Origin of the sequence: Paraburkholderia sp. BR13444, assembly GCF_040948755.1 — a bacterium.
GTDB classification, from domain to species: Bacteria; Pseudomonadota; Gammaproteobacteria; order Burkholderiales; family Burkholderiaceae; genus Paraburkholderia; species Paraburkholderia youngii.
On record NZ_JBFPKM010000027.1, the window covers coordinates 1 to 12,477 of the forward strand.

Sequence of the window (12,477 nt, forward strand, 5' to 3'; positions counted from 1 at the left end):
CCCCTTCCCATCCCGAACAGGACCGTGAAACGACTCCACGCCGATGATAGTGCGGATTGCCCGTGTGAAAGTAGGTAATCGTCAGGCTCCCCCAAAGCCAGAAACCCCACCCGCAGCGGTGGGGTTTTTGCGTTTGCGCGGTCAATTCCGCGCGCTTCACTACTCTCCGATCCGCAGCGCATCCGCGTAACCCGGCGACTTCCGACACGTTCGTCCAAAATCCGTGTCCTTCTGGCTCAGGCGGTCAGCACTTCATCCAAAACCGCTATGCCCGCTTACGCGCCGGCGTTCGATCGGATCTCCCTGCGATAAAGCGGTCTAGTCTCTCACTGGCCTCCGTAATCGCCCAAAGCGGAGCGCGATGCAGTTGCCGATCGTACCTCGTAGCGATCGATGCAAAGAGCTCGAATCCCGCTTCGTCCAGCTTCCATTCGTCGCGTTCCCGACCTGCGTCGAACACCATCGCCGAGGCGCGATCCGCGGCGTGGAGTTCTTCTTGGCTCATCGAGCCGAAGCCGGCATCGGCGAGGTAGCTGGTCAACAGCATGATCTGCGTGAGTGTCTGTGCATCGCTCTTCGTGCCGACGCCGCGGCGCAATGCGTCGAGCGACAGATGAACTCGTAACGCGAGATCGTCGGCGATCTGGCGCGCGATGGGCAACAGCATGGCTTTGGCATGCCGCGCGCGGGCGGCGCCAGAGTTGCGGAAAGGAATCGGTTGTGCCATGGAGATCCAAGGGGTTTGCCTGAGCACATGCAATAACGGCGCGCTTCGCAAAAGGTTGAGCCTTCATTGCGTTTTACCCGCTTCCTTCAACGAAAACGTTTGCTGGCGACCACTTGCGCGCAGATTGCCGGCATGTCGCGGCGTCCGTAGTCGAGCGGATTGACACCTAAATCGCCCGTGGTGCGCCGTTCGCTACCCTTGAATCCAGCGGTTTTCCCGCCATCCTCGCCCACGGAAAGGCGTCGCCGCATTGCCGCCTCGCGGACGTCCGGCCGTCAGCCTCGGCCAAACCTCTCTATCATGACAACTGGAACAACGCCGACCAGCAAGCCGGAACGGAGCAAGTCCCGTCGGCAAGCGCCATCCAGTTGCGTTCGACCCGGGAAGCATCGAAGCGGGCTCCACGCGGCGAACCGCATCGGGCGCGCGATCATGCGCCGCGTCGCCGCGCCACGGTCGGCTGGCTCGAGGTGTCTGTCGTCGACGGATGTAACCAGCGGCACGGGCAATGACGCGGGCTATTTCGCGCGCATCACACCCAGCGCGACGATCTTCGTTCCGTGCAAGGACGGCATCAGCCACGACGAAATCGAGGACGCGCGCCGATCATCTGGAAGCCGGCTTCAAGGTGCTGCTGCAGTTGATGCTGAGCGCCGCGTCGAGGACAGGGAGCGTACGCGTATGAAGATCCTGATCGCACGAATGAACCACGAGACCAACACGTTCTCGCCGGTAGAAACCCCGCTGGCCGCATTCGGCCGCACCGGTCCCAGCTACGGCCGCGCCGCGTTCGACGAAAACAAGGGCATGCAAACGGCGATGGCCGCGTTCATCGACGCCGCCGAGCGCGTGCACGCCGAAATCGTGACGCCGATCTCCGCCATGGCGAATCCGAGCGGGCCGGTGGACGCCGCAGCCTACGATACGATCTGCGACGCGATCCTGGCAGGCGCGACGGGTTGCGACGCGGTGATGCTCGATCTGCACGGCGCGATGGTCGCCGAGAACTCGGCCGACGGCGAAGGGGATCTGCTCGCGCGCGTGCGTGCGTCGTTGCCGCACGCGCGGATCGCGGTCGCACTCGATCTGCACGGCAACGTCACGCAAAAGATGATCGACAACGCCGACATCATCGTCAGTTTTAAAACCTATCCGCACGTCGACATGTACGAGACTGGCGCGCACGCGGCGCGCCTGCTGTTCGACATGATCGACGGCCACGCGAAGCCGGTGATCGCGTGGCGTCAACCGCCGCTTCTCACGCACACGCTACGCAGCGCGAGCGCCGACGGCGCGATGAAACGCGCGCTCGACGCCGCGCGCGCCGCCGAGGCCGACGGCATGCTCGCGGTGTCGGTGCTGGCGGGCTTCTCGCTCGCCGATATCGACGCGCCATGCATTAGCGTCGTTGTAGTGGGCAATGGCGAGCGCGCGGATGCCGAGGCGGTCGCCGAGCGTGTCGCGCGACAGATCTGGGACGAGCGCGACGATTTCGTCTATCGCAGCGCGCCGCTTGCCGAATCGGTCGCGCGGGCGGCGTCGCTCGCGCGCGGCGCCGACAAACCGGTGCTGCTGCTCGATCATGGCGACAACTGCATGTCGGGCGGCACGTGCGACACGATGGATCTGCTCGAGGAAGCATTGAAGCAGGGGCTCGAAGACATCGTCAGCGGGCCGTTGTGCGACCCGCAGGCGGTCGCGGCCCTGGCGGCCTCGGGGGTCGGAAGCACGGCCACGCTCGCGATCGGCAACAAGCTGACAAACGATGCTTTGCCCTCGCGTTCGCCGCTCGCCCTGACCGGCGTCGTGCGCGCGCTGACGGACGGCGAATACGTGATCAGCGGTCCGACCTACACCGGCCAACGCGCGTACATGGGGCGTGCGGCAGTGCTCGACGCCGGCACGGTGAAACTCGTCGTGACCGAACACACGCATGAGCCGTGGGATCTCGGCGTGTTCGAGAGCGTCGGCATCGATCCGCGCCGCGCGCGTTTTCTGCTGCTCAAATCACGCATGTATTGCCGGCCGGTCTTCGTGCCGATCGCGGCGGCGCTCGTCGAATGCGATAGTCGCGGCGTCACGAGTTCGGACTACAGTCTGTTCAGATTCGAGCGCGTGAAACGGCCGGTTTATCCATTGGACCCTGACACCGAATGGACCGCGACCAACTGATCAACACGCATGCGATTCGATAAATCGCGGCAAGGGCTTGTGAAGTCTGCAACGAGTCTCTATAATTCGCGCCTCTAAAGGCTCGTAGCTCAGTTGGTTAGAGCACCACCTTGACATGGTGGGGGTCGTTGGTTCGAATCCAATCGAGCCTACCAACGCATCTGTGACGTAGACGAAAGCGGTTCCGCTTTCGTCTACGGTCCAGTCAAGTCCATCCCGTCGTTCCCGCAGTTTCGCCGTTCGGCATCACGTCCCCTTCGTTTTCGTTCTCCGCTCGTGGCTCGCAGCTCGCGCACATTCACGCGTTCTCTGCCGCTTTTGCGTCGTCGTTCGACAATGCGCGGTACAGTTAGTCCTCCCGCTTTCGCCGACGACCCGACTGCCGTTCCCATCGCATCATTCGATCATGCGCTGCCGGCAGCATCCAACGGAGCTGACGCAATGAAGAAGCTCATCAACGATGTGTCCACCGTGGTCCCCGACATGCTCGACGGGCTCATCGCCCTCAATCCCCAGCTCTCGCTGTTGCAGGGGGGCACGACCGTGTTGCGCGCCGATGCCGAGGCCGTGGCCGCGCGTGGCGAGGTCGCGCTGATCTCCGGCGGCGGCTCGGGCCACGAGCCCGCGCACGGCGGCTACGTCGGCCACGGCATGCTGAGCGCGGCGGTGGCCGGCGAGATCTTCACATCGCCATCCACCGACGCCGTGCTCGACGCAATCCGAGCGGTGGCCGGCCCCGCAGGCGCGTTGCTGATCGTCAAGAATTACACGGGCGACCGCTTCAACTTCGGCCTCGCGGCCGAAATCGCGCGCGCCGAGGGCATTCCCGTCGAGATGATGATCGTCGCCGACGACGTCGCGCTGAGCGCGAGCGGCAATCACGCGGGTCGTCGCGGACTCGCGGGCACGGTGCTGGTTCATAAGATCGCGGGCGCGGCGGCCGCGCGCGGATTGCCGTTGCCCGAAGTCGCGCGGATCGCCAAAGAAGCGGCCGCGTCGCTCGGCACGATGGGCGTCGCGCTGACGTCGTGCACGGTGCCGGCCGCGGGCAAGCCGGGCTTCGAACTGGGCGATCGCGAAATCGAATGGGGCCTCGGCATTCATGGCGAACCCGGGGTGTCGCGCGGTGCGCTGGAACCGGCCGATGCGATGGTCGGCAAGCTGCTGGCAAAGATCATCGACGATCTCGCGTTGCAGGCCGGCGAGCGCGTCGCGCTGCTCGTCAACAATCTTGGCGGCACCCCATCGAGCGAGCTCCACGTGGTAGCCGGCGCCGCGCTGCGCGAGCTTGCCGGGCGCGGCATCGAAGTTGCGCGCGCGTGGGCCGGCACGTTCCTGAGCGCGCTCGAAATGGCTGGCGTGTCGCTGACGCTGCTGCGGGTCGATGACGAACGGCTGAGCCTGCTCGACGCCGCCTCGCATACGAGCGCATGGCCCGCGCTGAGCGGCCGCGTCGCGCAGGTCGCGGTGCGTGCGGCGCCACCCGCGCCGCCAAGCGCCAGCGGCGCGACGCTCGCGCGTGACGCGACGCTGCGTCGAGCGATCGAAGCGGTCTGCGAGTGCCTGCTGGCAGCCGAGCCGATATTGACCGAACTGGACCAGCGCGTCGGCGACGGCGACCTCGGCATCAGCCTCGCGCGCGGCGCACGCGCAGTGCAACTCGAACTCGATTCCTACGCGTCCGCAACCACGCCGAGCGCGGTGTTGCGCGGCATCTCGGCGACGCTGCGGCGCGTGGTGGGCGGTACGTCGGGTCCGCTATACGCGGTGATGCTGTTGCGCGCGGCGGCCGCGCTCGAACCGTCGGGCGGGGCCACGGCACGGCAATGGGCGACGGCGTTCAGCGCCGGTGTCGATGGAATGATGGAACTCGGAGGCGCGACGCCGGGCGATCGCACGATGGTCGATGCGCTGAAGCCCGCCGCCGACGCGCTGTATGACGCACTCGCTCAGGGCGCGTCGACGGATGCCGCATTGCAAGCCGCCGTCTGTGCGGCAATCGATGGCACGTCGCGTACCGCTTCGATGCATCCGCGCCGCGGGCGTTCGAGTTATGTCGGCGAGCGAGCGATCGGTCATGTGGACCCGGGCGCGCACGCGGTGGTGTTGTGGCTCGCGGCGATTGGCGAGGCCCTTTCCGGTTAGGCGCGGGCGAACGCGAACGCTACTGCGAACAACGACCCCTTCAAGGCCGCAGCAGATCGAACCCCGCGAAAGCAACGACGCCGCTCAGCGCGATCAGCGCCACCGAGTGCTGTCCAACGTACAGCAGCCCTGCGGCGGACCAACACGTGACGGCGAAAGCGGCGATACGTTTCATGCTTCCTTCTTCTACGAGTCGAACTCAAATACCGGCTCAAAAGCCCAGCGCAACGGCCAGCAAACCACTGACGACACCGCACACCACCACCGCACAGGCCACCACCGTCAGCACGCGCCGCGGAAACGACCGCGCGAGCATCGCGAGCGACGGCACGCTGACGAGCGGCAGCGTCATCAGCAGCGCGGCGGCGGGGCCGGCGGCCATGCCGAACGACAGCATCGCCTGAATGATCGGCACCTCACCCGCGGTCGGAATCACGAACAGCGTGCCGGCGACCGACAGCGCGATGATCCACAGCAGGCTGTTGTCGACATCCGGGCCGACGTGCGGAAACAGCCATGCGCGCGCCGCGCCGAGAATCAGCACGAGCACGATGTATTCCGGCACGAGCCGCAGCGTCATGCGCCCGAGAATCGAGACCCAGCGCGAGAACGCGGTGCCCGGATCGTCGGCGCTGACCAGTTGCGCGACGGCTTCTCGCGACGCTTGCGCTTCCTGCGGCGTGATCATGCGGTTCACGAGGTAGCCGAGGCCGAACACCATCACGATGCCGAGCGCGAGGCGCAGGCCCATCCACTGCCAGCCGAGCACGAAGCCCATGAAAATCAGCGTCGCGGGATTCAGCGCGGTGTTACCGAGCCAAAAAGCAATCGCCGCGCCCGGCGCCGCTTCGCGCGCGCGCAGGCCGGCGACGACCGGCGCCGCGCAGCAGGTGCACATCATGCCAGGCAACGACATCAGGCCGCCTTTGACGACACTGTTGAAGTCGGCGCGACCGAGCGCACGCGCGACCCACTGCGGCGGAATCAGCGCTTGCACCGCGGAGCCGAGCAGCAGGCCAAGCACCATCGCCTGCCAGATCGCCTTGCCGTACGCGAGCGCGAAGTCGATCGCGGCCTGCCACGAGGCCGCCGGCGCGCTCGCGGACGTGCCCATCAGGATCGACTTGCCGATCGAATGCTGGCTCGCGGCGACGAACGCGCGGTTGTAGTACGGAAACCACTTCACATAGAAGAGGCCGACGACGGCGATCAGCAGGAAGACGATCCAGCCAAACGTGACGCGAGGTTGCCGAAGGGTTGATTGCATGATGGTTCTTAAATGTCGTTGTGAGTCAACCGAGGACTAGCGTACGGGTGTCGAGCTGCGCGAGCAGCGTTTTCGCCTGCTCGACGACGTCGGCGTCGTTCGGGCGGAAATGGAGTTGCAGCGCATTCGGCAGCTGATCGAAATGCTGGCCGCTGCTGCGCGCGTACGCGGGATCGTAGTGAAGTTCGATCAGTTCGTGCGCGAGCTCGGCGCGCCGGTTGTCGTCGACGAGCCGCTGCCAGCCCGCGACCCGCTCGCGGCTGTGCAGGCCGATCAGCCGTTCCAGCTGTCCCTTGAAGTAGTCGGGATGCTCGAACAGATGCGCGTAATCCTGCAGCAGAAACGCCGCGCGATCCTCGCGGCTCGAACGCACCTCGACGCACGCGCCGCGATGAAACGTTTCGAGCAGCGCGAGCGGCAGCGTGACGGAGCCGATGCGCCGGCTTTCCGCCTCGACGAAGACCGGCCGGTTCACGTCGAAGTCTTGCAGCGCGGTGACGAGCAGCGTGTCGAAACGCTTTTGCGACGGCTGCTGCACGCCCGTGTACGCGCCGAGCAGCGAGCCGCGATGCGAGGCGAGCGCCTCGAGGTCGAGCGTTTGCGCGCCGGCCTCATGCAGCGCCGACAGCAGCCGTGTCTTGCCGCTGCCGGTCGGGCCGACGAGCGCGATGTAGCTGAAACGGCGCGGCAGGGTTTCGAGCCTCTCCAGCGTGGCGCGCCGGTAGCTCTTGTAGCCGCCCTCGAGTTGCCGCGCCGACCAGCCGATCATGTTGAACAGCGTCGTGACCGACCCCGAGCGCTTGCCGCCGCGCCAGCAGTAGATCAGCGGGCGCCAGTTGCGCGGCCGGTCGGCGAACGTGGTTTCCAGATGATGCGCGATGTTGCGCGCGACGAGCGCCGCTCCGAGCCGCGTGCCCTCGAACGGCGACACCTGCTTGTAGGTCGTGCCGACCAGCACGCGTTCCTCGTTGCTCAGCACTGGCGCGTTGGTCGCGCCCGGAATATGGTCTTCCTCGAACTCGAGCGGCGTGCGAACGTCGACGATTTCATCGAAATCGCCGGCTTTATCGAGGCTAACTAGAAGACTTTTCAAGGGAGTAGGGACGAAACGGACCGCGGGAAGACCGAAATTATCGCATGCGCGGCTCGTTCGGGCCGGTAATGCGTCCTTTCAGGCGTTCTCTAGTGACGCGTTCCTTCAACCGACTGCCTCAGATGACCTCGACCCGCGCTTCACCGCTCACAAGCTCGCCGATCACTCGCGCGTCGGCGAAGCCATCGGCGTGGAACAGTGCGAGCACCTCGTCGACCGCTTCGGGCGCGCACGACACCAGCAGCCCGCCCGACGTCTGCGGATCGGTCAACAACGCACGGCCGGCCGACGGCAACGCGGCGGGCAGCACCACGTCGCGGCCATAGGCATCCCAGTTGCGGCCCGATGCGCCGGTGAAGATGCCGGCTTCCGCGAGGCTCGCGACGTTCGGCAGCCACGGCAGGTCCGCATAGTGCACGCGCGCGGTCAGCTTCGAGCCGCGCGCCAGTTCCAGCGTGTGGCCGAGCAGGCCGAAGCCGGTGATGTCGGTCAGCGCATGCACGCCGTCGAGCCGCGCCAGTTCGGCGCCCGGCCGGTTCAGCTTGGTGGTCGCGCCGATCATGGCCGCGTAGCCGGCCTCGTCGAGCCGGTCTTTTTTCAGTGCCGCGGACAGAATGCCGACGCCGAGCGGCTTGCCTAGGATCAGCACGTCGCCGGCCCGGCCGCCCGCATTGCGCTTGACGCGCTTCGGATCGACGATGCCCAGCGCGACGAGGCCGTATATCGGCTCGACCGAATCGATCGAATGGCCCCCCGCGAGCGGGATGCCCGCGTCCGCGCACACCGATTCGCCGCCTTTCAGCACGGCCGCGATCACGTCGTGCGGCAGCACGTTGATCGGCATACCGACGATCGCAAGCGCCATGATCGGCTTGCCGCCCATCGCGTAGACGTCGGAAATCGCATTGGTCGCGGCGATGCGGCCGAAGTCGAACGGATCGTCCACGATCGGCATGAAGAAATCGGTGGTCGCGACGATCGCCTGGTCCTCGTTGAGCTTGTAGACGGCGGCGTCGTCGGCGGTGTCGTTGCCGACCAGCAGGTCGGGGAAAAACGGCAGCGGCGCGCTGCGCTTGAGCAGATCGGCGAGCAGGCCGGGCGCGATCTTGCAGCCGCAGCCGCCGCCGTGCGACAGGCTGGTAAGGCGGGGCGACTGGCTTGCTTGGACTTGGGTCATGAGGGCGGGAGTTCGGGTTCGTCGAATGACCGCATTATGAGGGTAGTTTTCACACTGTGCAGCGTCGGCAAGGGCCGCAAACCGGCTTTATGCGGAAGCGGTATATCCGAACGATAAACACCTGCATAAAAAGTAGTAATGCCGAAGCAAATACAAACGGCAGATGCGAGCGATCAAACGAATTCTTCGCGTGCTAACACAATTGCGCACCGCCGCGCGAATCGATCGCCGTCGACAATTAGCAAACCAATTACCGCGCGATTGCAAAGCCTTATTTATTGCTGCCTGCGCCGGTCCCATACAAGCCATTGTTAAATCCGCCCGCGCCCTCGGTTTTTTGTCCCTGACCGGCGGTTTTGCCGCGCGCCTTACCTTGCCCGCTGTCTTTCGACTGGGGTTTCAGTGATTCGTGAACCGCCGACGCGCCCGGGTCGGGCGTCGAACCCATCCCGGACGAGCGGCTTTCCATGTGCGAAGAGCCGCCCGACTGGGGAATCTGCGCAAGGCTGGGGGAGTTCGTGGCCAGCAGTGCGGCGCCGAGAAGCGCAAGCGAGGCTGCGCCGGCTGCCGCGCGACAGGAGTAAGTAGAGGAGTTCATAGGAGCGCAATAATCCGTCGACAAGGTCAATTGAATTCACCATTCGCGGATTCAGCATGAACGGTGCCCGGGGCCTGGAATAAATCGTGCAGGCAGAGGCGCGGTTCATTCAGGCGACTTTCGCATGTCTGATTTACCCGGGTGGCGAATGCACTACGATCGAGCTACGTGTCGTGAAACGGCATCTATAATCAATTTTGTTCCCAAAAGAGCCGAGGCCATGCAATGACGCAAATGACTCGGCGACAATTCCTGAAGGTTTCTGCCACCTCGCTCGCCGGATCGAGCCTAGCCCTGATGGGCTTCTCGCCGACACCCGCGCTGGCCGAAGTCCGTCAGTACAAATTGTCGCGTGCTACCGAAACCCGCAACACCTGCCCGTACTGCTCGGTGGGCTGCGGCGTCCTCATGTACGGCCTCGGCGACGAAGCCAAGAACGTGAAGACGAGCATCTTCCACATCGAGGGCGACCCCGACCATCCGGTCAATCGCGGCACGCTATGCCCGAAGGGCGCGAGCCTGATCGACTTCATCCATAGCCCGAGCCGTCTGCGCTATCCCGAGTACCGCGCGGCCGGGGCGAACGAGTGGAAGCGCATCTCGTGGGAAGACGCGCTGGACCGCATCGCGAAGCTGATGAAGGAAGACCGCGACGCGAACTTCGTCGAGACGACCGCGGACGGCAAGAAGGTCAACCGCTGGCTGACTACCGGGATGCTCGCGGCGTCGGCCAGCAGTAACGAGGTGGGTTATCTGACGCACAAGACTGCCCGCAGTCTTGGCATGCTTGGATTCGACAATCAGGCGCGTGTCTGACATGGCCCGACGGTGGCAGGTCTTGCCCCGACGTTTGGCCGTGGAGCGATGACGAACCATTGGGTCGACATCAGAAACGCGGACTTGATTCTCGTGATGGGCGGCAATGCGGCCGAGGCCCACCCATGCGGTTTCAAATGGGTCACCGAAGCCAAGGCGCACCGCAAGGCGCGCCTGATCGTGGTGGACCCGCGCTTTAATCGCACCGCGTCGGTCGCGGACTACTACGTGCCGATCCGCACCGGCACGGACATCGCATTCCTCGGCGGGGTGATCAACTATCTGCTGACGAACGACAAGATCCAGCACGAGTACGTGAAGAACTACACGGACGTGTCGTTTATCGTCCGTGATGACTTTGCGTTTAACGACGGCCTGTTCTCCGGCTACAACGCCGACAAGCGCCGCTACGACAAGACCTCGTGGGACTACGAGCGCGGCGACGACGGCTTCGCCAAGGTCGACCCGACGCTGCAGGACCCGCGCTGCGTCTATCAGCTGATGAAGAAGCATTACTCGCGCTACACGCCCGAGCAGGTCGAAAAAATCTGCGGCACGCCGAAGGACAAATTCCTGCACGTGTGCGAAATGCTCGCGGCGACGTCGGTGCCGGGACGTGCGACCACGATCATGTACGCGCTCGGCTGGACCCAGCACTCGGTCGGCTCGCAGATCATCCGCACCGGCGCGATGGTACAGCTGCTGCTCGGCAACATCGGCATCGCGGGCGGCGGCATGAATGCGCTGCGCGGTCACTCGAACATCCAGGGCCTGACGGACCTCGGCCTGATGTCGAACCTGCTGCCTGGCTACATGACGCTGCCGATGGAAGCGGAGCAGGACTTCGACGCCTACATCGAGAAGCGCACCCAGCATCCGCTGCGGCCGAACCAGCTGAGCTACTGGCGCAACTATCGCGCCTTCCACGTGAGCTTCATGAAGTCGTGGTGGGGCGACAAGGCGACCGCCGAGAACAACTTCGCTTTCGACTATCTGCCGAAGCTCGACAAGTCGTACGACCTGCTGCAGGTATTCGAGCTGATGAGTCAGGGCAAGATGAACGGCTACATCGCGCAGGGCTTCAACCCGCTTGCCGCCGCGCCGTACAAGTCAAAGAACGGCGCGGCTCTGGCCAAGCTGAAGTGGCTCGTGATCATGGATCCGCTCGCGACCGAAACGTCGGAGTTCTGGAAGAACCACGGCCCGTTCAACGACGTCGACAGCGCATCGATCCAGACCGAGGTGTTCCGTCTGCCGACCACCTGCTTCGCCGAGGAACGCGGCTCGCTCGTCAGTTCGAGCCGCGTGCTGCAATGGCACTGGCAGGGCGCGGACGGCCCGGGCGAAGCGAAGAGCGACCTCGAGATCATGGCTGGGCTGTGGCTGCGGATTCGCGACGCTTATCGCAAGGACGGCGGCAAGTATCCCGATCCGATCCTGAACATGAGCTGGCCGTATGCGAAGCCGGACAGCCCGACGCCGGAAGAGCTCGCGATGGAGTTCAACGGCAAGGCGCTCGCGGACGTCACCGATCCGAAGGACCCGACCAAGGTGCTCGCGAAGAAAGGCGAGCAGCTCGCGAGTTTCGCGCTGCTGCGCGACGACGGCTCGACTTCGAGCGGCTGCTGGATCTTCTGCGGGGCGTGGACCCAGGCGGGCAACCAGATGGGCCGCCGCGACAACTCGGACCCGACCGGCATCGGCAACACGCTGAACTGGGCGTGGGCATGGCCGGTGAACCGGCGGGTTCTGTACAACCGCGCGTCGTGCGATCTCAACGGCAAGCCGTTCGATCCGACGCGCAAGCTGATCGCGTGGAACGGCAGCACGTGGTCTGGCGCCGACATTCCGGACTTCAAGGTCGACGAGCCGCCTGACAGCGGCATGAATCCGTTCATCATGAATCCGGAAGGCGTCGCGCGATTCTTCGCGCGCGACGCGATGGTCGAAGGGCCGTTCCCCGAGCACTATGAACCGTTCGAGACGCCGCTCGGCTACAACCCGCTGCATCCGGACAACAAGCTGGTCGTCAGCAACCCGGCGGCGCGCGTATTCCCGGGCGACAAGGCCACGTTCGGCACGCACGAGAACTTCCCGCATACGGGGACCAGCTATCGTCTGACCGAGCATTTCCACTACTGGACGAAGCACGCGAAGCTGAACGCGATCATCCAGCCCGAGCAGTTCGTCGAGATCGGCGAAGACCTCGCGAAGGAGATTGGCGTGGTGGCCGGCGACCGGGTCAAGGTGAGCTCGAACCGCGGGCACCTGATCGCCGTCGCGGTCGTGACGAAGCGCATCAAACCGCTGACTGTCGAAGGCAAGAAGGTGCAGACCGTCGGGCTGCCGATTCATTGGGGCTTCATGGGGCTCGCGAGGCCGGGCTATCTCGTCAATGCGCTGACACCCCCGGTGGGCGACGGGAACTCTCAGACACCGGAAACCAAGTCGTTCCTCGTCAAGGTCGAAAAGGCATAAGGTA

Annotated in this window: 10 protein-coding genes and 1 tRNA gene; 4 read left to right on the forward strand and 7 right to left on the reverse strand. The window is 64.9% G+C overall.

Translation table 11 applies throughout. The annotated features are described in order from the left end of the window. Positions 1-265: 265 nt before the first annotated feature. Together AB3X95_RS37760 and AB3X95_RS37765 are read right to left on the reverse strand one after the other, a co-directional pair. On the reverse strand, positions 266-727 hold the full coding sequence (locus tag AB3X95_RS37760; protein ID WP_176124937.1) for a hypothetical protein: 462 nt from the start codon (positions 725-727) through the stop codon (positions 266-268). Positions 728-813: 86 nt separating this feature from the next. Continuing rightward, positions 814-978 (reverse strand): hypothetical protein, encoded by a 165-nt coding sequence (locus AB3X95_RS37765; protein WP_368623906.1) that lies wholly within the window; start codon positions 976-978, stop codon positions 814-816. A 430-nt stretch (positions 979-1,408) separates the two neighbouring features. Here AB3X95_RS37765 and AB3X95_RS37770 point away from each other — a divergent pair, with 430 nt between their 5' ends. The 3 genes from AB3X95_RS37770 (at position 1,409) to dhaL (ending at position 5,044) form a co-directional block, all read left to right on the forward strand. Continuing rightward, the gene (locus AB3X95_RS37770; RefSeq protein WP_368623907.1) at positions 1,409-2,899 is read left to right on the forward strand and encodes a M81 family metallopeptidase; all 1,491 of its coding nucleotides are present in this window, start codon (positions 1,409-1,411) and stop codon (positions 2,897-2,899) included. A gap of 78 nt (positions 2,900-2,977) precedes the next feature. Beyond that, positions 2,978-3,054 (forward strand) — tRNA-Val (locus tag AB3X95_RS37775). A 286-nt stretch (positions 3,055-3,340) separates the two neighbouring features. Beyond that, a complete protein-coding gene (dhaL, locus tag AB3X95_RS37780; RefSeq protein ID WP_368623908.1) occupies positions 3,341-5,044 on the forward strand; it encodes a dihydroxyacetone kinase subunit DhaL in 1,704 nt (567 codons plus the stop codon). A 40-nt stretch (positions 5,045-5,084) separates the two neighbouring features. Here the strand turns inward: dhaL and AB3X95_RS37785 are convergent, their stop codons facing one another. From AB3X95_RS37785 to AB3X95_RS37805, 5 genes are all read right to left on the reverse strand, one after another. Beyond that, positions 5,085-5,219, reverse strand: a complete 135-nt coding sequence (locus tag AB3X95_RS37785; RefSeq protein ID WP_018424239.1) for a hypothetical protein — start codon at positions 5,217-5,219, stop codon at positions 5,085-5,087. A 36-nt stretch (positions 5,220-5,255) separates the two neighbouring features. After that, entirely contained in the window at positions 5,256-6,311 is a 1,056-nt protein-coding gene (locus AB3X95_RS37790; protein ID WP_368623909.1) for a permease, read from the reverse strand. Positions 6,312-6,336: 25 nt separating this feature from the next. After that, on the reverse strand, positions 6,337-7,404 hold the full coding sequence (gene mnmH, locus AB3X95_RS37795; protein ID WP_176107288.1) for a tRNA 2-selenouridine(34) synthase MnmH: 1,068 nt from the start codon (positions 7,402-7,404) through the stop codon (positions 6,337-6,339). Positions 7,405-7,522: 118 nt separating this feature from the next. Next, the gene (gene selD, locus AB3X95_RS37800) at positions 7,523-8,581 is read right to left on the reverse strand and encodes a selenide, water dikinase SelD (protein WP_368623910.1); all 1,059 of its coding nucleotides are present in this window, start codon (positions 8,579-8,581) and stop codon (positions 7,523-7,525) included. 271 nt (positions 8,582-8,852) lie between these two features. Beyond that, complete coding sequence (locus tag AB3X95_RS37805) at positions 8,853-9,179, reverse strand: beta-xylosidase (RefSeq protein WP_368623911.1); 327 nt, start codon at positions 9,177-9,179, stop codon at positions 8,853-8,855. A 225-nt stretch (positions 9,180-9,404) separates the two neighbouring features. Here AB3X95_RS37805 and fdnG point away from each other — a divergent pair, with 225 nt between their 5' ends. Next, a complete protein-coding gene (fdnG, locus tag AB3X95_RS37810; protein WP_368623912.1) occupies positions 9,405-12,473 on the forward strand; it encodes a formate dehydrogenase-N subunit alpha in 3,069 nt (1,022 codons plus the stop codon). The last annotated feature ends 4 nt before the right edge of the window (positions 12,474-12,477 follow it).